Raw genomic sequence first — 21,755 nt, 5'->3', positions numbered from 1 at the left:
GATGAGGTTAAAAGTGCCGCGACCAGTTCTTGGGCCAGCGTTCAATGACAACTTTAGTTTGAGTGAAAAATTCAACGGCATGACGGCCTTGACCGTGTAAATCCCCAAAAAAGCTCTCTTTCCAACCACTAAAGGGGAAGAAGGCCATGGGTGCAGCAACACCAATGTTAATCCCAATATTTCCGGCTTCAACTTCATAGCGGAATTTACGGGCGGCTGCGCCATTACTGGTAAATAAACAGGCCATATTTCCCCAGGGACTTTGGTTGATTAAGGCGATCGCCTCCTCTAAATCGTTCACATGCATTAAGCCCAGAACTGGGCCGAAAATTTCGGTTCCGGCGATCGCGCTCTCTGGCTCAACTCCATCTAAAATAGTCGGTCGCACAAAGTAACCTTTTTCGTAACCGGGAATGTTCGCCTTTCTGCCATCTACAAGAAGTTGAGCGCCTTCTTGGGTTCCGCGATCGATTAATCCTTCAATTCTCTGTTGACTCCCTTCAGTAATGACTGGGCCCATTTGGATACCTTCATCCAGACCAAACCCGACCTTACGCTCCGTTGCGGTGGTGGCGATCGCCTCCCGAAACGAATCTCGCACAGAACCAACCGTGAGAGCGATCGAAGCCGCTAAACAGCGCTGTCCCGCACAGCCAAACGCACTATCAATCACAATACGCGTCGTCATCTCCAGATCCGCATCCGGCAGCACAATAATCGGATTTTTTGCTCCTCCCTGACACTGCACCCGCTTCCCATGCGCCGCCGCTTGACTATATATATATCGAGCCACTGGACTAGAACCGACAAAACTAATCGCCCGAATGAAGGGATGCTCTAAAATTGCGTCTACGGTTTCCTTCGCTCCATGAACTAAACTCACTACTCCGTTGGGTAGTCCTGTTTCCTCTAACAGATGAAACACCTTTTCCATCGTCAGGGGCACTTTCTCCGAAGGCTTCACAATATAAGTATTGCCACAAGCGAGAGCATAGGGCATAAACCAAAACGGAATCATCGCCGGGAAATTAAACGGTGCAATAACTGCTGCAACTCCTACCGGTTGCCGAATCATGATTTCATCAATCCCCTGGGCAATATCTTCTAGATTAACCCCTTGCATCAGAGTCGGAATCCCACAAGCCACTTCCACATTCTCAATCGCTCGCCGTAACTCCCCTTGGGACTCCTTCAACGTTTTACCGCACTCGATCGTAATTGTCTGGGCAAGGCTCTCAAAGTCTCGCTCTAACAACCCTTTTAGCTTAAACAAATACTGAATTCTCTCTTGCGGGGGAACCCTGCGCCAATCCTGCTGGGCGATATTGGCTGCTGTTGCTGCGCGATCGACCTCAGTAGCTGGAGAAACCGGAACTCTTCCTAACTCATCACTCGTCGCTGGGTTCGTTACCGAAATCGATTCCGTTGCTCTAGAGACGCACCATTGCCCATTGATATAGTTTTGTAAACTTCGAGTTTCGGTCATAACTTGTACTTACCCCACTCACGAGTTCCCACTCAACCTACTCTAATGGTATTTTCCCACTCTCCCTACTCCCAAGCAATCTTTTCACAGGTTGTCCACGTTAATGGACTCACGGCCCAAATTTTACGCAATAAACCGAGGCAAAGATAGCTCTCTCGTGACCCAGATCCGGGAAATCCCAGATCAACTTCACAAATCCTTCATGATGAACCTATTTTTTTTAAAGTTTCCGTGAATTTTCGGAAAAATGCTTGTAAGTACTCCGTAGTTCTTGCTAACTTAGAGTCATGAGAGGAAAACACTCAGGAACAATTACTGAACATGTTTACTCAGGGTGTTCACAATGTTGTTTCTACAAGCTCGAAAAGATATTGGTCTAAGCTCAATACTAAACAAACACTCATTCAAGTTATTTGGAGTCCTAATAAGTCATGAAAAACCAACTCGTTGCTTCTATCGCTGTTCTTCCCTTAACCGTTGCTGGTGTTATGGCTACTTCCAGTGCTGCCAATGCTTTCAGCTCTACTCAATTCAGCGGTGGTTTTGGTATCGACGGTCTAACGAGTGTTACCTTAACTAAAGATGCACTAGACTTTAATAATGAACCCTTCACTCCTGTGGCTCTGACAACTCAGGAAGGTGTTTTTGCTCCATTCCAAACTGCACAAATCCAGGAAGTCGTTAGCTTTAGTGGTGATATCTATGAAAATCCTTTCCTAGATTTCGGGACGAAAAATCCTTTTGAGGTGGCCATGGGTGATGTTGGGGAAATTACTGACGGAGCTAACGTCTTCATCTTAGAGAATGCTGAATATGATATTAAGCAAAGTGGTGCTAATATTTCTATTGATGTAGCACTTTTTGGTACCTTTGACATTGGTGGGGAAACAACGAAGGGGGCAGGTAACCTGACTTTCCAACAGAACAATATGACGGTTGATGAGGCTTGGGCTATTCTCAATTCTGGTGGTTCAATTGATGATATGGCTCTAAGTGGTGCTGTATTTACTGCTGTACCTGAACCTGCAACTCTCCTGGGTCTTGGTCTAGTTGGTGCAGCCTTAGTTGGTACTCGTCGTCGCCAAAATGGATAAGGTGTAAAAGAAAAGAAGGGTTATAGTCATTAAGATCTATCTGCAAAAATGGGATCTGTAGGGGCAAATGGTTGTTTGCCCCTACAATCATATCTGAATCTTATTTGAATCAACTGCCCGCCCTACCACGATCGCCAAGAATCTCAGAATAGGACAAAACTGGATGAAGTGCTACTAAACAAGGGACCCTCAGCCCCTTGCTTAAAGTAATTGGATAGGATTAGAAGATTTGCGATCGCATATAAGCCACAGGCAAAGTCACCAATTTCTTCGGTAAAGACACATAAGCGCGTTTGCTAAATACATCATAATCATTGCGTTCGATCGCTCCTAAAATCTGTTGATAGAGCATCAACGCTGACCAAACTGGCCATCGAGCATCCCGAATCAGATAGCGTACCCCCCGTTCTGCTTGTTTGTAGAACTTCCGCGCTCGTTGAATTTGAAAGCGCATAAACTCGCGCCAACGCTTGTCAATCACCCCGTTCAGTAAATCCTCTTCCGTATAGTCAAACAGAGCCAACTCTTCCAAGGGTAAATAAATTCTGCCGCGCTGAATGTCTTCCCCTACATCCCTGAGAATATTTGTTAACTGGTTGGCAATACCTAGGGCTACCGCCTCTTCTATCGGTACATAGGGGCGATTATGCCAAGGAGCAACAGAACCGGACTCATCTACGCCCATTACACACGTAGACATTAACCCCACGGTTCCCGCAACTCGGTAACAGTACAAATACAGATCGTCAAACGTTTGATACCGACTTTGGAATAAATCCATTCGTTGCCCGGCAATCATATCGCGAAAGGGCTGAATGTCTAGGGGAAACTGGTGTAGGGCATCCACTAGGGCAACTTCTTCATCGGTGATGGCACGTCCGTCAAACACTTCTTCTAGGCGTTGTTCCCAATGGTCAAGGGTTTCTGGAGTGGTAATTTCACTTTCCTTACCATCTACCAATTCATCGGTATGCCGACACCAAGCATAAATGGCCCAGATGGCGCGGCGCTTGATTTCTGGCATCAACAGGGTTCCTAAATAGAAGGTTTTAGCGTAGGTTGCCGTAATTTGACGACAGAGTTCATAGGATTGTTCTAGGGAGACAAGCGGTCTCATGCGAGCAGGCTTCGGTAATTGCAGCATGGGTTACAGAGAGATTCGGCGGTGGGAAATTTAGAGGGCAGACTCAGATTTAGCCGGGGACTTTATTGGAGTTTCTCCTAATTCCTGACTTCTGACAATAGCTTGGGCGGTTAATTTGCCGGATAAGACTGCTCCTTCCATGCTGGCGAGGTAGCGCTGCATGGTGTAATCTCCAGTGAGATAGAAGTTGGGAATGGGAGTTTCTTGGGAAGGGCGATGATTTTGCCGTCCGGGGGTGGCTTTGTAGACTGAGCGAGGGGTTTTGACGACGTGGGATTTGAGTAATTTTGTCGGGTTGTCGCCCGTGAAATGTTGGGGAAATAGGGTTTTCAGTTCGGCTAAAGTGGCGGCGATGATTTCTTCATCGGATTTCGAGATCCAGTCTTTAGCGGGGGCTAGAACCAGTTCCAGCATGGAGCGGTCTGGGTTAGCGTACTCTTTGCAGGTGTTACTCATGTCTGCGTAGACACTGAGAAGGGGAGAGCGGGAAAAGAGCAGATGGTCAATGTCGGTGAGTTTGCGGTCAAACCACAGGTGCAGGTTGATGACGGGAACCCCTTCTAGTCCTTGGAGTTGCTGGAAGTAGGGCATGGTTCGCCAAGGTTGGGGCAGGATGGTTTTCAGGGGATCTACGGGCATGGCAGAAACGTAGACATCGGCGGTTAGCTCTTCATCGGGTTGACCGTCGAGTCCGCGCAGTAAAAAGCTGCCAACGCTGTAGTCGTCTTTGAGGAGGAATTGTTTGATGGGGGCGTTGAGTCGAACTTGGCCACCGCGATCGCTAATATAATCGACTAAAGGCTGGCACAGTCTTTCTGTGGGAGAGCCATCGAGGAAGGCCATTTTCGAGCCGTTTTTCTCCTGGAGAAATCGATTCAGAGCTGTGAGGATAATGGTGGCAGAAATTTCATCGGGGTTAATGAAGTTCAACGCTTTGGACATGGCGATGAAGACTTCGGTTTCAATGCGAGGCGGTACGTTTTGTTTTTTGAGCCATTCACTAAAGGAATATCGATCCATTTCCTCTACATAGCTCTGTCCCTTAAGGATAGCTGGAAGCAGTCCGATGCCAAATTGGATTTTTTCGCCCCAGGTGAGCATATCGTTATTGCGGAGAATGGCAATTAGACCATTAATGGGAGCGGGAAGATCGGGAAAGTCAAACCGGGAGTAGGTTCCGGGTTGTTCTGGCTGGTTGAAGATCATCGTGTGCTGTTTCCATTGCAAACGGTCTTCAATGTCGAGTTCTTTGAATAATTGCAGCATATTGGGATAAGCCCCAAAAAAGATGTGCAATCCGGTTTCGTACCAGTCCCCGTCTTCGTCTTTCCAGGCGGCTACTTTTCCTCCTAGGACATCCCGACGCTCTAGGACAATGGGGGTGTGACCCGCATCGGTGAGGTATTTGGCGCAGGAGAGTCCTGCTAATCCAGCTCCAGCGATCGCAACTCGCATTTAGTTTCTTTTTCGCTCTGTAACATTTCTTAGTATTCTACACCAGTCTGCCCAGAGTTCTCAATTTTTGATCGAAGATTGCCAGAAATCTGGATTTCTGATGCCGAAACCACTGGTGAGCAAAGTTGCCAGTTACCCAGGTGTCTCTAGTCTTACCCATCAGGAACGACACGATCTCCCTGTCCTATAGCAGAGAAAAAGTTCGCTACCGTAACCCATTCCCCATTCCCCATTCCCTATTCCCCATTCCCTATTCCCCATTCCCTATTCCCCATTCCCTATTCCCCATTCCCTAGCGCAAAGCGCTTTGTGCGGTTTAGAGACTAGCACAATCGGGATAGATCGAGTTCCAGCATTTCCTTATGGTGTAAAGCATAGGGGAAGTTAACGCGCTGCTTACTTCACGCGATTGTTTTTCCCATCCATGATTTTTCATTCATCACCTCATCTGGAGTAGCGGCTGACTATGTATTTAACTGGCGTTTTCTTAACTCAAAATCCTAAAGTGTTAACGACCCCTTGGTTCTGGAAAGCCTTGATTTCCATGGGTAAAGGTTGGGTCTTATTTTGTCAATATTCTTGGCTGATTTCCCCCCTGAAGTGTCTTTTGGCGAGTTAGTTTTCAATCCTTATAGGGATTTAAGAGCATTTCAAGGGTTAGAATGAGAAAAAGTTGTATCGAAAGAGAAAACTTTTGTGAGCGTCAGAGTTAGAATTGCACCGAGTCCCACTGGAAACCTCCATATTGGTACAGCACGGACGGCTGTATTTAACTGGTTATTCGCCCGCCATCTAGGAGGACAGTTTATTCTCAGAATTGAAGATACGGATCGGGAGCGATCGCGCCCTGAATACACCGATAATATCCTCGAAGGCCTCAATTGGCTAGGCTTAACCTGGGATGAAGGCCCATTTTATCAGTCCCAACGGCTCGATCTCTATAAACAAGCCGTACAAACCTTACTCGATCAAGGATTAGCCTATCGCTGCTATTGCACTCCCGAAGAACTCGACGACATGCGAGCCAAGCAAAAAGCCGTCGGACTTGCTCCCCGCTATGATAACCGCCATCGCAATTTGACGGCAGACGAACAAGCCGCCTTTGAAGCCGAAGGTCGCAAACCTGTAATCCGGTTTAAAATAGACGACGATCGCACCATTGTTTGGAAAGATTTAGTCCGAGGAACCGTCAGTTGGAAAGCCAGCGACTTAGGGGGGGATATGGTGGTTGCTCGTGCTGCCGAAGCCGGAGGAGTCGGCCAACCCCTCTATAATTTAGCTGTAGTCGTTGATGATATGGATATGACCATTACCCATGTCATTCGCGGTGAAGACCATATCGCCAATACCGCCAAACAGATTTTACTCTACGAAGCTTTCGGCGGACAGGTTCCCGAATTTGCCCACACGCCCTTAATCTTAAATCAAGACGGCCGCAAACTCTCCAAGCGCGATGGCGTAACCTCCATTTCCGACTTCCGTCAGATGGGCTATATTGCTCCTGCTCTAGCCAATTATATGACCCTGTTGGGTTGGACGGCTCCCGATGCGACGCAGGAAATCTTTACTCTAGACGAAGCCGCCCAAACCTTTACGTTCGATCGCGTCAATCAAGCCGGTGCTAAATTTGATTGGGATAAGCTCAACTGGATTAATAGCCAATATCTCCATCATCTTCCCATCCCTGAATTAACCGATCTGATCCTTCCGGTTTGGCAAGAAGCTGGTTTTGCCACAGACTCAGAAGAACGCTCCTGGTTAGAACAAATTGTTGCTTTAATTGGCCCCAGTTTAACCCGTTTGCCGGAAGCCGTGGAATTAGCGCAAATGTTCTTTAGTCAAGAAATCAACTTTTCTGAAGAAGCAACGGAACAATTGCAAAAAGAGGGCGTAAAAGAAATTCTAGAGTCCCTTTTAGCCACGGTTGAAGGGCAAAGCGCGACGGAAGACACCCTCAAAGATGCCATTAAAGCCGTCACCAAAGAGAAAAAGGTGAAAAAAGGTTTAGTCATGCGGAGTCTACGCGCAGCCTTAACCGGTGAAGTCCACGGTCCCGATTTGATCCAATCTTGGTTACTCTGGAATCAGAAAGGACAAGATAGCGATCGCATCAAACAATCCCTGAAAACGCTAGCTTCCTCAGTATAGAATAGATGGCTTGGTGGTAGAACCCCGGTTTCTTGAAGAAACCGGGGTTCTATGACTCAGGTATCGATCGTCAACTTTGTACCGAAAGTTGCGAACCATTCGCCGTTTTCGTCACCTCGATACGCACCGGAAACGCTTCCTTAAAGAAATTCAGGTGAGTAATAGTGAGGATGCAGGCAAATTCAGGAGAAATGGCATTGATCGCCGCGATCAGGCGATCGCATCCTTCCTCGTCTTGTGTGCCAAATCCTTCATCGATAATCAGCATTTGTAAGGCAGTTCCCGACTGTTGCGCCAAGAGTTTCGCTAAAGCTAGACGAATGGCAAAGTTTACCCGAAAGGCTTCCCCCCCCGAATAAGTTTCATAGGGACGAGTTCCCTGGGAATCGGCAATTAAAATATCTAGGGTTTCCACCCATTTATCTTTCTTCGTTTTCTGGGATTTTTGCGTGATAAACTGCACATGCAACTGGTGAGAACTCAACCGTGCTAACACCCGATTCGTTTGCGCTTCTAACTCTGGTAAAATGTTCTCAATCATTAGAGATTGAATCCCTTTTTTACCAAAAGCATACATTAACTCAGTGTACACTCGATAGTTTCTCTGAGCAACTTCCAGTTGTTGTTTAATCGTTTGATACTGCCGATTGAGGCTTTTTAAATGTTGCTGCTGCTGTTGCAATCTACCCTTACGAGCCAATAACTCTTCTCGCTGATTTTGCCCGTCCTGAATTTGGCGCTCTAAAGCTCTCACTTGAGGCGTAGCATCCGGATTTTGTAGCAGAACTTTATGCAACTGAGCTAAACTTTCGCCCAATTCCTGCGTCCGATATTGATGATCCTCTAAGCGACGATCTAACTCTAGACAAGTCTGACCAACTTGGGGATACTGTTCTTGGGCTTGTTCCAATTGTTGATGACGAAATTGGGCACTTTGAGCCTTCCTCAACTGATCGATCAATCTTTGATGGCTCTCTGGATCGTAGTCAATTTCCGCTAACTGGGTTTCTAATGTTTGAATTTGGCGCTGGAGGCTAGAGGTTGTCTGTAACTTCTCTAAACGGCGGCTCAGTTGTTGATCTTGATCTTGTAATTCTGGACGCTCTTCTTGGAGTTTTTTCTGCTGTTTGAGAGCCGATTTAATTTCTCCTTTTTTCATATCTGCCCAGCGCCATTTTTCGACTTGACCTCTAGCGAGGACATGATCTTTTTCATCATATTTGAGTTGCTGAATCCGTCGATCGATTGTTTCCAGTTCAATGTAGAGATCCTGGGCATAGCTGCGAGTTTGCAAAGCGTCCTCTAGCTCCAAAATTTCCGTTTGCAACTGTTGGAGGCGTTCGAGTTTTTGCTCCGTGACATCTAAGACAGCTTTGAGTTGTCCTCGCTTTTCCAGAGCGGGACTGAGCCTAGCCAGTTCGCGATCTAAATCCCGGTATTCTTGGCGGAAAACTTTAATTTCCAACTCAGAAGTGGCAAGCTGTTCCCGAATGACCCAGATTTGATTGAGGATTTGTTGTTGTTCGGACGTGTGTTTTTCTTGCACTAAGTGCCAGTGGTGTTCATCCAGGGGGCGATCGCATAATGGACAAGGTGGATAGATTCGATCGTCACTATTTTCTGGACTCGATCGCTGTTTCAGCAATTGTAATTTTTGACTAATGGCATCGAGTTGGCTTTCGTAGCCGCGCTGTTGTGCCTGCAACCGCTCCATCATATTACGCCGTTCTTGCCCTTTTTCTAAGACGCGCTGTTGATAAATGCGTTTTTTCTCCAATTGGGCAATTTCACCGGCTAAATCTTCAGCCGCTTGTTCTAATAAAGGGGTTTGGGCTTGTTCGGTTTGCAGTTGTTTCCAAGAACTTTGTAATTCTTCGAGTTTAGCTCGACATTGGGCAGTGGCTTGGTCAATTTTCCGTTGCAGATTTTGGCGATGGTGAAGCAGGGGAGAGACTTGCAATTGAAGTTGATCGAGGGAATTGAGGCGATCGCGAGCTTGTTGTAGTTTAACTTGAGCTGCTTCAATTTCTGGCTGGCGATCGAGGATGGCTTGTAGTTCTCTTTCTTGAGTTTGCAGATGATCCAGTTGAATTTGAATCAGACGTAGTTGATCTTCTAAGGCTTGTTGTTGCTCTTTTTGCGTCTGACGCAAGTGATTAAGCTGTTCTTGGGTGGTTTGATAGGTGCTAAATTGGGCAGCAAGTTGGGCTTCTTTCGCTTGCAGGTTCTGGAAGGTGTTGTAAGCCGTGGTAATATCACTTTCTTGGGCTAAAAGGCTTTCGAGTTGCTCTTTTTGGGTGTGAGCCGTGTCTCGCTCCTGGTGCAAACGCTGGCGATCGCGCTCCAAGCTTTCTTGTTGACTTTCATGCCACTGGAGTTGTTGCTGTAGCGTTTGTTGCTGATGTTGGAGAGTTTGCCAACTGCTCAGTTGTTGTTTTGCTCTCGTTTGCGTCTGGTGCAGTTGGTGCAGATGTTGCTCTACTTCTTGCAATTGCTGGGCGATCGCCTCTTCTGTCGTCAGTTGGCTTTCAATTGCCTGAAGTTGCGGTTGCAGGACTCCCACAGTCGCTTTATGCTGGACAGAAATTTCTTTGGCGCGATCGCTTAACCGATCGTATTGATCCAAATTCAATAACCGCGCCAAAATCTGTTTCCGCTCCATTGCCCCTTTGAGCATAAACTCATCCGCTCTTCCCTGGCGCAAATAAGCCGAATTCACAAACGTATGGTAATCTAATTTCAGACTCTCAATAATAAGCTGCTGAGTTTGGCGCATATTCCGACTCGTCAGCGAACGGAACCCACTTTCCGTCTGCACCTGAAACTCTAGACTCGTACTTTGTCCCCGTTGACGAGTGCGCATGACGCGAAACGTTTGTTGATGCTGAATAAGACTAAACGTAACCCGAACTTCCGCCGCTCCATAGTGGATCAAGTCATCTTCGCTACCCACGCGACTTTTGCCCCACAGACTCCAGGCGATCGCCTCAAGTAAAGACGACTTCCCCGATCCATTTACACCAGAGATGCAAGCGGTATGGAGTTGACTAAAATCTAGCGTCGCCTCCTGATAACTCAGAAAGTTTTTCAGCGTCAATTGTAGCGGTATCATTCCAAAAGGACACCCTTATACTGTTGTATTCTCAAGCTAGTTCATCCTCAATACTATTCTGTTCGTGCAAGTGATGCAATCTCTGTGAGAAGGTGGGGAGATAGGGGAGGTTAACCCACCTGAGCAGTATTGAATTCTTGACTATTCTTGAAAATTGGGTTAAACATCTGGTTCGACATAGTCAGTAAAAAACTTCTGAGTAAACCCTAACATCTTCTCTAAAGCTTATGATGATTGACTTAAGAAGCGATACAGTAACTCAGCCCACCCCTCAAATGCGACAGGCGATCGCCAATGCCCAGGTGGGTGATGATGTATTGGGTGACGATCCAACAGTTCAAGCTCTAGAATCTTACGTGGCAGAGCTACTCGGTAAAGAGGCGGCTGTCTTTATGCCTTCGGGTACAATGACTAACCAGGTGGCTCTGCGTGCCCATACAGAACCGGGTGATGAAGTCATTTTTGATGCCAACGCCCACCTCTATTATTACGAAGGAGGTGCCCCAGCCGCACTCTCAGGCGTGATGTGCCGTCTGATTGATGGCGATCGCGGTGTATTTACCGCCGACGCTCTCAAGGCAGTACTGCGTCCCGTTGACGATCATTTTCCCAGAACGAAACTGGTTTGCCTAGAAAATACTCACAATCGAGGGGGCGGACATATTTATCCTCTTGAAGATATTAAGGCGATCGCCCATGTATGCCAAGAGCAGGGATTGCAATTACATCTCGATGGGGCACGATTGTGGAATGCCTGCATTGCTACGGGCATTTCTGAAGTGGATTACGCTCGCTCATTTGATTCCGTCAGTGTCTGCTTTTCTAAGGGATTAGGGGCACCTGTGGGTTCAGCTCTGGTAGGTTCTAACGAATTTATTGCGCGATCTCGGCGGTTTCGCAAGATGTTTGGCGGAGCCATGCGTCAGGCTGGTATTCTTGCTGCTGGAGCATTGTATGCCCTCAAGCATCATCGAGAGCGATTACAAGACGATCACGACAATGCTCGTCTCCTTGCCGAGAGCCTACAAACCGTTCCGGGTATTGAAATCGATCCGGCAGCAATTCAAACCAACATCATACAATTCAACACCCTATCGATGCCAGCTTCAATGCTCGTCGAAAAGCTCAGAGAGAAAGGTGTTTTGGTACTGGCTAATGGAACCTATTCCATTAGAGCTGTAACCAATTTGATGGTGAGCCGAGAACAAATTCAACAGGTTCCAGATATCGTTAAAGATGTTATAGTGGCTGGCTAATGGTTGGGTTTCCCATCACCTTCACACCCCTAAAATTTTAATGGAGAACATCCAGGGTCTTAATTTGTGTCCAGCTTAATTGTCTCCACACTGGGGAGACAATCTCTAGGTTAGGGAAAGTTTCGGCAAAGTGGACAAAATGGCGCAGTTGTTTCTCGCTCCAGCCTTTGCCGTAGGTTTCAGTCAGTTTTTGAGCCAGGGTACTGATGATTTGTTTACCGTAGGTAGCTCGATCTTGGTTGAGAATCTGCGTATAAATGCGGGATCCAATCTGCCAGTATAGAAGGGTAAGTTCAGCATTAATGGTAACCGCGACACGCTGTTTTGCTATGTCGATTAAGGCTTTGACCTCGCTGAAGAGTTCCTCGGTTATACTGGGTTCGATTGCACTCACGTAGCAGCCTCCTTTTCTGTACTTTGTAATGCTATACTAATGCACTTAAGTAGATTATCTCCCCACAAAGTTAGAAATATGGAATCTAGTCAGTTATCAAGTATCCTACAACAACTCATTTCCCTACCTCAAGAAATTGAGTGGGTAGAGTTCAAGCAAGATAATGCAAAGCCGGAAACCATAGGCGAATATATATCAGCACTATCCAATTCTGCCACATTACATGGTCAAAATGCAGGCTATATTGTTTGGGGAATTGAAAATAATACCCATAGTATAGTTGGGACCAACTTTAATCCTAAACAAAGCAAAGTTAGTAACGAAGAATTAGAAAACTGGCTACTCAAACTTCTTTCACCCAGAGTGAGTTTTAGGATTTATGAATTTACCTATCAAAGCCAAGAAATCGCTTTATTTGAAATTCCTTGTGCCAGCCATCAGCCCGTTAGGTTTCAAGGAACAGAGTATATTCGAGTGGGGAGTTATAAAAAGAAGCTTAAGGATTATCCAGAAAAAGAACGAGAGCTGTGGAGTTCGTTTTCTCGTCAAGTCTTTGAAAAAAGATTAGCACTGGAAAATCTAACAGCGAATGAAGTTTTAGCCAAAATCAATTACCCAGCTTATTTTGAACTAACAGAACAACATCTTCCAGACGACAAACAAGGTATACTCGAACGCCGAGCCAAAGAGAAATTGATTAATGTAAAACCTAGTCACTACTTTGATATCACTAATCTGGGTGCAATTCTCTTTGCCAAAAATTTTACTGACTTCGATCGTCTGGGGAGAAAGTCTATCCGAGTTATTATCTACAAAGATAAGAATAGAATTGTTACTCAGAGAGAACAAGTATTTGAGAAAGGCTATGCTATAAGTTACGAAGAGATAATTCACTTCATTAATGCTCAAATTCCCCAAAATGAGCAAATTGGTCAAGCACTACGAAAAAACATCAAAATGTATCCAGATATTGCAATTAGAGAATTAGTAGCTAACGCCATTATTCACCAAGACTTTAGTCTGACAGGTGTTGGCTCTACAATTGAGATTTTTTCCGACCGTATAGAAATCAGAAATCCAGGAGAACCATTGGTTGATACAATGCGTTTTATAGATGTCCCACCTCAATCTCGAAATGAAGATTTAGCAGCATTTATGAGAAGAATTAAGGTCTGCGAAGAGCGAGGTAGTGGTATAGATAAAGTGGTTCATTCAGTAGAAGTATTTCAATTACCTGCTCCAGAATTTAATGTCAAGGACAAACATACAGAGGCGATTCTATTCAGTTACAAAGAGCTAAAGGACATGGATAAAAGCGATCGCATTAGAGCATGTTATCAACACGCCTGTTTGCGCTATGTATGTCGCGAGCAAATGACCAATGAATCTTTACGGAAAAGATTTGTGATTGATGACAAAAACTATTCTACAGCTTCACGAATTATTGCGGATACGATTAACGAAGGATTCATTAAACCTTACGACCCTGAAAACAAATCGAAGAAACACGCTAAGTACATCCCTTACTGGGCGTAGTTGTTTATCGTTTCTATTGTCTGCATAAATAATCCTTATGTGATCGTTATGTGACTGGCCAGCAAAATTTTCTAAATTAGGGACGTAATGAAATACCTGAAAGTCCTATCTGATATGAATTACAGCTCTCAAGAGCTTAAGTTGTCCTTATGTGATTTTAAGCGATCGCCGATATAAATAGCGATCGCACAGAACTTACTCATTCACTCTATCGGTATGGTGTGTTAGTGAAGCACAGGACATCAATCTCCTATATATGGAGTCGTTGTGTAAGTCCTATCGCAGTTTCACTCATGTAGCAGCCTCCTTTTCGGTTTCTGGGGTATGGCGATCGCCTCCAGTCTCAAGTCTCTCTTAAAAATTGGGATTCAGGACACTTAATGATCTATATAATCTATAGATCGAGAACTAGCACCTAAGACAATAACCGATTACCCAGGAGAACAAAAATATGGAACACGCTATGGTGATTAACACAGACAACTTTACCCCAGAAGTCTTAGAAGCTTCCTATCAACACCCCGTATTACTCGATTTTTTCGCTACGTGGTGCGGTCCTTGTCAAATGATTAAGCCCATTTTAGAGAAGCTGGCTGTTGAATATGGGATTATTTTAGCCAAGGTTGATATCGATCAAAATCCAGAGTTAGCTAACCGCTACCACGTGGAAGGAGTCCCTGATATTCGCATGGTGCATCAGGGAGACGTGATTCCCGGTTTTGTCGGAGCCTTACCGGAGCCACAAATCCGAGAAATGTTGTCTAAATTTAATCTGCAATCTTCCTTAGAACAAGATTTGGAGAGTATTAGAGGGTTAATCGCCCAAAAACAGTATCCCCAAGTCAAATCCGTTTTAGATCGGCTGTTTGAGACTTATCCTCAAGATCCAAGAGTGGTGTTAGTAGCGGCTGAATTTCTCACCCATTTGGGTCAATTGGAAGAGGCAGAAAAAATGCTGATGACTGTAGGTAAAGAGAATATAGAATTATTTTCCAAAGCCCAGTCGATGAAGGGATTATTATATTTCCAACGCCAAGTGAGTTTGTCAGTAGAAACAGAGTTAGATCGCGAATATGTAGACACTTGTCGTCGAGTGTTAGATCTCGATTATCAAGGAGCGCTCGAAGGCTTACTCTATTTTGTCGAGCAACACCGCTCCTATGAGCAGGATGCTGGCCGCAAGGGGATGTTAGCATTATTTGAGTATTTGGGAAACACTCATCCTTTGACTCAAGAGTATCGGAAAAAATTAGTTTCGTCTTTGTATTAAGAGAGAGAGAAAAGAGATTCAGTAGTGGACTGTCTCAGCTAGAATAGGGCATTAAGTAGAATTCATGGTTTTCCAATTACCCATTACCATGCGAAGCGCTGTAATTCCCGGAACTTGAGGAAAGCGTGTTCAGTCATGGAGGTGATGCTGTTAAGTAAAGGATGATGGGAATATGATCGGTTTTAGAGAGAAATCACTACACTCTCAAGTAGGCTTGGGTCTAAGTTTGGTCAGTTTATTAACGGTGAATTTGTCCGTGGGAGTGCTTCCCGTTATCGCCCAAACCAGTCCTCTGGTGAGCCAATTGTTCCCGGATGCCAATGATGTGGTGATTCCAGAGGGGGTTATTCTGCCGATGGTTTACGATCGCGCAGAAACAGTAGTGATTGCTCCTGATGAAACATTTGAGTTAGTGTTGACGATTCCCGATAATATTACCTCCCGTCAAGGACAGTTGTTGATTCCCAAGGGATCTCAGGTGAGGGGAGCTTTACAACCAATCGCTGGCAATACGGTAGGGACTCGGTTTGTGGCTGAGGAGTTGATTTTGGTGAATGGTTCTCGTTTGCCGTTGGATGCGGTTTCACGACGGTTTACAGAAACCGAGCAAATTGGCAGATCGCGAGCTACTTCAGTTCTCCGAGGTGCGGCTATCGGTGCGGGTGCAGCAACTATTTTAGCCGGGATAACTGGCGATCGCGCGATCGCTACGGAAGAAATCTTAGGGGGTGCAGGTTTAGGAGCGCTAACTGGAGTGTTTTTGGGAGGTGGAAAAAGCGATGTGTTTGTGATCGATCCCAATACGGATCTCGATTTACGCTTGCGATCGGATTTGAGAATTTCTACTAGAACTGGGCGCTGGTAATCGGGAATTGGCGATCGGAGTTTACAGTCATTCTCAGATGCTGTTAATGGATATTGATTGTGAATTCATCTAGCGATCGCCATCTTGGTCTTTTTTCTCTGGCTGCTCTACTGATTTCCGCTCATTATGGTTTGGGTTTTGTCCTGGGAACGGCAGAAAAAGCCCTCACTTTGGGAGCAGCAGGGAGTTTATATCCCTTGTGTATTGCCCTGGGAACCTTCGCACTGTTAGGCTTGGCTCAGTTCTATTGGCAACAAGTCGATCAGATTTGGACTGTTTTAGGCGATCGCTACGGTTCTTTCGTCAAAACCTTGATTGCTCTGATGTCTTGGTTATCCTTAATTGGCATTGATGCCGTCCAAATTATTGCCGGTGCATTTATTCTCAAAGTTTTATCCCTGCCCATCTTGCCCAGTATGGTAGGTTTAGCATTTATTTTTCTCTTAATTTCCTTACTTCCCATCGAGAAAGCCGGGGTCGTTTTTAAAGCCCTATTAGTCTTCAATATTGGCTCGTTAATTTATGCTTTATTGACCTTGCACGGATTACCCGAATATGCCTCAATTCCCAGTCAATTTATTCCCTCTCTAACTCAAGTCGGTTGGGGAGAAGTGGTAGGCGTTTCTCTCTCGACAGTCAGCTTGGTGATGATTGATATGAAATATCAACAGTATATTGTTCAAGCTAAAACAATTCCCACGTTATATGGAGGCAGTTTATTAGCCGCCTTGGGATTTATGGTTTTGGCTTTTTTACCCACAGCTTTAGTTTTAGCCGCCCAAAGAAGTGACCTTTTACCGATGGAGATCGCTGGAAAAGAAGTGATTCCCTATATTTTAGTGACCATAGGCGGTGGTAAAGATCATCTTTTAGGATTTTTATTCCTTCTCTCTTTAGTCGTTCCAGCATTAGGAATCGGAAGTAGTATTCTGCGAATTCAAACCAAAACCATTTTAGATTTAGGTTGGTTTCCAGTTTCTCCCCTGAGTCGGTGGCTAATTGCCTTCTTCAATGCCAGTTTGGCGTTAACCATTGCTCTAAAAGGGGGTGAAATTGTCACATTAATTGCGTCGTTTTATGCGGCATATGTTTCGGCAATTTGGATTCCGTTTATTGCTTACTTATTAACCCATTTTCAAGTTTATTCCTTCTCGAAACTGTCCGTACAATTATGTTTGGGAATTGGCAGCTTATCAGCGATGGTGATATTGATAATTACCCTGTTTTTCCCCCAGATAGCCTTATGGGATAGTGCCGAGTTGACGATTTTAGTCATGGGTGCAGGCTTTGCGATTTTAGGGTTATTCTTCGGGGAAGCGATCGCCCTCTGGATTCCAGCTCCAGAAGTGGAAGAGGAAGTTTAACCTTATCCCTGACCATAGCGTGAATTGCTATATATGCAACTACCTATTGCCTAATTCCCTATTCCCCATCCCCCATTCCCTACTGTCATGATTCCCATCCGCGATACTCAACCCATTACCAGAACTCCAGTCATCTGTTATGGGTTAATCAGCTTGACTATAATGGTATTTTTTGCCGAAATTCATTTAGATTTTACCGGAGAATTATCTGATTGGGTGGGCTATTGGGGCATGATTCCAGGAGAAATTACTCGATTGTGGCAACAGGCAATCAGCAGCGATAATCCGGCAGTATGGGTTGCATTTCTCTGGCGATGCTTTGCCATTTTACCAGCGCTATTTCTGCATTACAGCTATGCCCAAATTTTGGGAAACTTAATTTTTTTATACGTGTTTGGAAAACGGCTTGAAAGCCAACTGGGGCGCTTGCCTTTTCTGGGGTTTTATCTGATTAGCGGTATTGTCGCAGGTGTAATCCGTATTTTCCTCGATCCGGAAGTTGCTTTACCGATCGTTGGTGCCAATGGCGCGATCGCCGCGATCCTAGGCGCGTACGTCATCAGGTTTCCCAACGCTAAAATTGAAACTCTGCTTCCCTTGCTAATTATCTTTATCCCAATTCAACTCCCAGCCACTTTTTACCTGTTTTGGTGGTTTGTGCAGCAATTTTCCTATGCTATCGGCTCCTTGGATATCCAAGTTAATCCGCTTACGCCTGGGTACGTTCTGCAACAAATACTGGTTATGGGCTGGGGAATGGCGATCGCCTCTTTACACCGCAAAGCGCTATAAAGGGTAAACGATCCATTCCCTATTAGCGACTCCCTATTCAAACTAAACCAATATCGACGGGAATAATTGCTGGAATAAGTTCCTCTGGTGTCACACCATTAATAATTCCCAACACTTGATTGGTTTGGGTGATGGTGACAATTGTGGTATTGTTCAAAACCTCTAACGTTACGTCCACAAAAGTTAATCCTCCTGTGAGACCAATAAAGTCTAAACCGACTTGGAAATCGGCCACAATATCAGCCGACGAAATATCATTAGCTGCCGATCCAGTTCGGAGGACAAAAACATCAATTCCATCTCCACCATAGAGGAAATCTTGACCGAGATCTCCACTAAGGGTATCGTCTCCTTGATTTCCATCAAGGGTGTCTTCTTCTTGTCCTCCAAAGAGGATATCATTACCCGCTCCACCAGAGAGAATGTCTCGATTCTGGTTTCCGAGGAGGGAGTCGTTATCTCGGTCACCGAATAAAACATCATTGTTACGATCGCCATTTAAGGTATCGTTCTGTTGTCCTCCATAAAGGACATCATTCTGTTGTCCCCCATGTATCCAGTCCGCTTCTGTCTCCCCGTACAGAGTATCGTTATCTTGGTTGCCGAGGAGATAATCACTACCGCGATCGCCCGATACAATATCATTACCGCGATCGCCACTGACGAAATCGCTATCTTGACCCCCATAGGCCCAATCATCTTGTTGGCCGGCGAAAATGGTATCCTGTCCTGTGCCACCAAACATGAAGTCCCGACCCAGGTTACCGTACAGGGTATCATTACCGCGATCGCCTGATACCACATCCCGACCCCGATCTCCATACATAGAATCCTGATGTTGTCCACCCCAGATCCAATCATCCTGTTGTCCAGCATAGATGGTATCGTTTTCCGTACCGCCAAATATAAAATCGCCACCCAGATTACCATATAGCGTATCGGAACCGCGATCGCCTGATACCACATCCTGACCGCGATCTCCAAACATGGAGTCCTGATGTTGTCCTCCAAACATTAGATCGGTCTGTTGTCCCCCATGCATGGTATCGTTGCCGCGATCGCCAAACATAATGTCATAACAGAGGTTGCCCATGAGGGAATCGTTGCCATCATCGCCTGAGAGGGTATCATCGTGGCGATCTCCAAATACCGTATCTTCTTCCTGGCCACCGAACACCACATCATCTCCTTGGCCTGCATGAATAACATCCCGCTGGCGGTGACCATAGATCCAATCTCGGTGCATTCCTCCCATCAGGGAATCATTACCTAAATTCCCATGCACCGTATCATTGCCTAAGTCTCCAAAGACTGTATCTGGGTGTTGGCCGCCAAATAGGATATCCCAACCCCGACCGCCGTGAATTGTATCACTATTAATACCGCCAAATACAATATCCTGGTTGAAATGGCCCATCAGGGAATCAAATCCCTCTTCACCAAACACCCAATCATTATCGCGATCGCCTATAGCTGTATCATTTCCAAATCCCCCCAACAGCCAATCATTTTGTTGGCCGCCAAACTGAATATCATCACCCGGGCCGCCAAAGACCGTATCATTATCTTGGTCGCCAAGAAGAAGATCGGTCCCTTCCTGACCGAGAAGAATATCATGGTATCTACCACCATAAGCAGTATCATTACCATTTCCGGCAAAAACCGTATCATTACTTTGATAAGCCAGAATCAAGTCATAGCCACCATTGCCATAAATTCGGTTATTGTCATGATCCGCTCGCAATAGTTCCGCCTGCTCGGTTCCAAAAAAGTCCCGTTCTACTACATTTAAATTAACCCGCGCTTCTGAAGGGGCATAAAACTCCGGATTCGGATCGAGACAATCCAGATGGGAACCAATCCCTAAAATTGCACTCCAGTCAAATCCCAAAAACGATAGTGTTGAAGGAGTTTCATTCACTTGAGAGACGGTTGGGGTCTGATCTGACGGTGAGATAGCAGGAACCATAGGTGCACCTGTATTGGGTTGGGGAGTCACGACCGGTGTTTGTCCCACCACTGGTAAGGTGACGACTCCAGGAACCCCGCTCACATTCCCCGTTTCATCGGTTGCAATAAATGTAAATGTTGCATTCCCTGTAAAATTAGGATTCGGAACAAATGTCAATTGACTCGCCTGCCCTGGAGTCAGCAGTTGTCCCGCTACTACAGGTTCTCCATTGAGGAATAACGTTCCCTGTTCTGGAGTCGGTGGATCTTGAATCGTAAAGAATGAAACTATCCCATCCGGATCTGAACCGGTCAGAGTCGGCACAGATGCGGGTTCGCTACTGCCTTGGGTGATGGGTTCGCTAGTCGCTGGATTAGCTACAGGAGGAGCTGTAGGGGTTGCCTGAATAATGGGGATGGTGACAGTAGCCGGTGAACTCTCGTTACCATCATCATCAATCGCAGTGAATGTAAATTCAGCATCTCCAGTGTAGTTAGGATTGGGGTCAAATACCAGTTGTGCCGCTTGTTCTGGGGTAAAGGTATCACCTGGTTGAACCGGTTCTCCTCTGTACAGTAGAGTTCCTTGCTCTGGTGGAATAGTTGTGTTGACTCTGAAGAAGGCCAACTCTCCATCTGGGTCATTGCCGAGGAGACGGGTGACTGGACTTGGAGTATTATTAGGAACAGGATTATTCGGATTAGATGTGGCGATCGGTGGAAGTCCATCGGTTGCTGCTTGAATGGGTAAAGTAACCGTCGCTGGAGTCGGGTCTGTATTTCCCTGAGTATCCGTCACCGTATACTCAAACGTCGCATCTCCCGTAAACCCAGAAGTCGGGTCAAAAATCAACTGTCCAGCTTGCTCTGGGGTAAACGTTTGCCCGGGTTGTACCGGCTCGCCATTATAGAACAACGTCCCTTCTTCTGGACTCGGCAAAGTGGTAACTGTAAAGAAAGATATATCACCATCCGGATCAGTCCCGATCAAGGTCGGAACCGGACTCGGCTCATCATTGGGACGTACTGGGCCACTCCTATCTATTGCTTCTGGTGGGTTAGTCGTTGTTGGTGCGACTAAAGGTAGAGTTACCGTTGCTGGAGTTTGATCGGTATTACCTGCTTCATCTGTAGCTGTATATTCAAATGTAGCATTCCCCGAAAAGCTAGGATTGGGGTCAAACACCAACTGACCCGCCTGTTCTGGAGTAAACTTTTGTCCCGGTTGTACTGGCACCCCATTATACAAGAGTGTTCCTTGAGACGAGGGTGGCAACGTCGTGACCGTGTAGAAGGACACGTCATCATTTGGGTCAGTTGCTGTTAAAGTCGGCACTGGACTCGGTTCATCATTCGGACGGGTTTCTCCAGTTTTATTTTGTGCCTCTGGTGGAGAATTGGTTACTGGGGCTTCTACCGGTAACGTCACCATTGCTGGCGTTGTGTCCGTATTACCCTGGCTATCTGTAGCAGTGTAGTTAAATGTGGCATTCCCAGTGAATGTCGGGTTGGGGTTAAACACCAACCGACTGGCTTGTTCAGGAGTCAGAACTTGATTTTGAGAAACAGGATTTCCATCAAGCAAGAGAGTTCCTTGCTCTGATGGAGGTAGAGTTGTGATTGTAAAAGAGACAATCTCATCTCCATCCGGATCAGTTGCCGTCAGAGTAGGAACTGGAGCAGGCTCATCATTAGGAATTGTTTCAGACAGCTTATCTTGCGTATCTGGTGGGTTATTTGTACTACCTACTGGGGTGGTTACTGTGGCTTGGTCGTCTTCACCGTCTATATTATTACCTGGAGTTGAGTCAGGGTCGGTTTGGTCTGAGGCACTCACTTGGGCGGTGTTACTCAGGGATGTAGCTCCGGCATTGACTGTGGCAATAATT

The 21,755-nt window shown here is 45.8% G+C and carries 15 protein-coding genes; 9 read left to right on the top strand and 6 right to left on the bottom strand.

Annotation, left to right across the window (positions count from 1 at the left end; genetic code table 11):
- Positions 1–7: 7 nt before the first annotated feature.
- Complete coding sequence (locus tag J7545_RS11560) at positions 8–1,486, bottom strand: CoA-acylating methylmalonate-semialdehyde dehydrogenase (protein WP_318699203.1); 1,479 nt, start codon at positions 1,484–1,486, stop codon at positions 8–10.
- Positions 1,487–1,917: 431 nt separating this feature from the next.
- On the opposite strand from J7545_RS11560, the gene J7545_RS11555 reads away from it, so the two are divergent.
- The gene (locus J7545_RS11555) at positions 1,918–2,580 is read left to right on the top strand and encodes a PEP-CTERM sorting domain-containing protein (RefSeq protein WP_318699202.1); all 663 of its coding nucleotides are present in this window, start codon (positions 1,918–1,920) and stop codon (positions 2,578–2,580) included.
- 220 nt (positions 2,581–2,800) lie between these two features.
- On the opposite strand, the gene crtB is transcribed toward J7545_RS11555, so the two are convergent.
- Both crtB and pds read right to left on the bottom strand, forming a co-directional pair.
- The gene (gene crtB / locus J7545_RS11550; protein WP_318719583.1) at positions 2,801–3,724 is read right to left on the bottom strand and encodes a 15-cis-phytoene synthase CrtB; all 924 of its coding nucleotides are present in this window, start codon (positions 3,722–3,724) and stop codon (positions 2,801–2,803) included.
- 30 nt (positions 3,725–3,754) lie between these two features.
- Positions 3,755–5,179 carry a 15-cis-phytoene desaturase gene (gene pds / locus J7545_RS11545; protein ID WP_318699200.1) on the bottom strand — a complete coding sequence of 475 codons (1,425 nt, stop codon included), beginning with the start codon at positions 5,177–5,179 and terminating at the stop codon, positions 3,755–3,757.
- A 125-nt stretch (positions 5,180–5,304) separates the two neighbouring features.
- On the opposite strand from pds, the gene J7545_RS11540 reads away from it, so the two are divergent.
- Both J7545_RS11540 and gltX read left to right on the top strand, forming a co-directional pair.
- Positions 5,305–5,475: a hypothetical protein gene (locus tag J7545_RS11540; protein ID WP_318719582.1), complete on the top strand. Its 171-nt coding sequence runs from the start codon at positions 5,305–5,307 to the stop codon at positions 5,473–5,475.
- Between the two features lie 400 nt (positions 5,476–5,875).
- Positions 5,876–7,327, top strand: coding sequence for a glutamate--tRNA ligase (gltX, locus tag J7545_RS11535; protein ID WP_318699199.1), 1,452 nt, complete (start codon positions 5,876–5,878; stop codon positions 7,325–7,327).
- 70 nt (positions 7,328–7,397) lie between these two features.
- On the opposite strand, the gene J7545_RS11530 is transcribed toward gltX, so the two are convergent.
- Positions 7,398–10,439, bottom strand: coding sequence for an SMC family ATPase (locus tag J7545_RS11530; RefSeq protein WP_318699198.1), 3,042 nt, complete (start codon positions 10,437–10,439; stop codon positions 7,398–7,400).
- Between the two features lie 227 nt (positions 10,440–10,666).
- Here J7545_RS11530 and ltaE point away from each other — a divergent pair, with 227 nt between their 5' ends.
- The gene (gene ltaE / locus J7545_RS11525) at positions 10,667–11,695 is read left to right on the top strand and encodes a low-specificity L-threonine aldolase (protein ID WP_318699197.1); all 1,029 of its coding nucleotides are present in this window, start codon (positions 10,667–10,669) and stop codon (positions 11,693–11,695) included.
- 37 nt (positions 11,696–11,732) lie between these two features.
- Here the strand turns inward: ltaE and J7545_RS11520 are convergent, their stop codons facing one another.
- Complete coding sequence (locus tag J7545_RS11520) at positions 11,733–12,089, bottom strand: DUF1016 N-terminal domain-containing protein (protein ID WP_318699196.1); 357 nt, start codon at positions 12,087–12,089, stop codon at positions 11,733–11,735.
- 78 nt (positions 12,090–12,167) lie between these two features.
- Between J7545_RS11520 and J7545_RS11515 the strand changes: the two genes are divergently transcribed.
- From J7545_RS11515 to J7545_RS11495, 5 genes are all read left to right on the top strand, one after another.
- Positions 12,168–13,625 (top strand): RNA-binding domain-containing protein, encoded by a 1,458-nt coding sequence (locus tag J7545_RS11515; protein ID WP_318699195.1) that lies wholly within the window; start codon positions 12,168–12,170, stop codon positions 13,623–13,625.
- Between the two features lie 451 nt (positions 13,626–14,076).
- Positions 14,077–14,895, top strand: a complete 819-nt coding sequence (locus tag J7545_RS11510) for a tetratricopeptide repeat protein (protein WP_318699194.1) — start codon at positions 14,077–14,079, stop codon at positions 14,893–14,895.
- 172 nt (positions 14,896–15,067) lie between these two features.
- Positions 15,068–15,760 carry a hypothetical protein gene (locus J7545_RS11505; RefSeq protein ID WP_318699193.1) on the top strand — a complete coding sequence of 231 codons (693 nt, stop codon included), beginning with the start codon at positions 15,068–15,070 and terminating at the stop codon, positions 15,758–15,760.
- Positions 15,761–15,819: 59 nt separating this feature from the next.
- Complete coding sequence (locus tag J7545_RS11500) at positions 15,820–17,124, top strand: hypothetical protein (RefSeq protein ID WP_318699192.1); 1,305 nt, start codon at positions 15,820–15,822, stop codon at positions 17,122–17,124.
- 87 nt (positions 17,125–17,211) lie between these two features.
- Positions 17,212–17,916: a rhomboid family intramembrane serine protease gene (locus J7545_RS11495; RefSeq protein WP_318719581.1), complete on the top strand. Its 705-nt coding sequence runs from the start codon at positions 17,212–17,214 to the stop codon at positions 17,914–17,916.
- Between the two features lie 37 nt (positions 17,917–17,953).
- On the opposite strand, the gene J7545_RS11490 is transcribed toward J7545_RS11495, so the two are convergent.
- Positions 17,954–21,755 (bottom strand): Ig-like domain-containing protein (locus J7545_RS11490; protein WP_318719580.1); only part of this gene is annotated, 3,802 nt, incomplete at its 5' end.

Source organism: Roseofilum sp. SBFL (assembly GCF_017746885.1).
Lineage (GTDB): Bacteria > Cyanobacteriota > Cyanobacteriia > Cyanobacteriales > Desertifilaceae > Roseofilum.
Note: the sequence above shows the minus strand (reverse complement) of the source record. Positions and strands in the feature narration are given on the sequence as shown.

Coding starts and splice junctions, on each gene's coding strand:
- J7545_RS11560 (WP_318699203.1), bottom strand. CDS start 1,486: ATGACCGAAACTCGAAGTTTACAAAACTATATCAATGGGCAATGGTGC.
- J7545_RS11555 (WP_318699202.1), top strand. CDS start 1,918: ATGAAAAACCAACTCGTTGCTTCTATCGCTGTTCTTCCCTTAACCGTT.
- crtB (WP_318719583.1), bottom strand. CDS start 3,724: ATGCTGCAATTACCGAAGCCTGCTCGCATGAGACCGCTTGTCTCCCTA.
- pds (WP_318699200.1), bottom strand. CDS start 5,179: ATGCGAGTTGCGATCGCTGGAGCTGGATTAGCAGGACTCTCCTGCGCC.
- J7545_RS11530 (WP_318699198.1), bottom strand. CDS start 10,439: ATGATACCGCTACAATTGACGCTGAAAAACTTTCTGAGTTATCAGGAG.
- ltaE (WP_318699197.1), top strand. CDS start 10,667: ATGATGATTGACTTAAGAAGCGATACAGTAACTCAGCCCACCCCTCAA.
- J7545_RS11515 (WP_318699195.1), top strand. CDS start 12,168: ATGGAATCTAGTCAGTTATCAAGTATCCTACAACAACTCATTTCCCTA.
- J7545_RS11510 (WP_318699194.1), top strand. CDS start 14,077: ATGGAACACGCTATGGTGATTAACACAGACAACTTTACCCCAGAAGTC.
- J7545_RS11505 (WP_318699193.1), top strand. CDS start 15,068: ATGATCGGTTTTAGAGAGAAATCACTACACTCTCAAGTAGGCTTGGGT.
- J7545_RS11495 (WP_318719581.1), top strand. CDS start 17,212: ATGATTCCCATCCGCGATACTCAACCCATTACCAGAACTCCAGTCATC.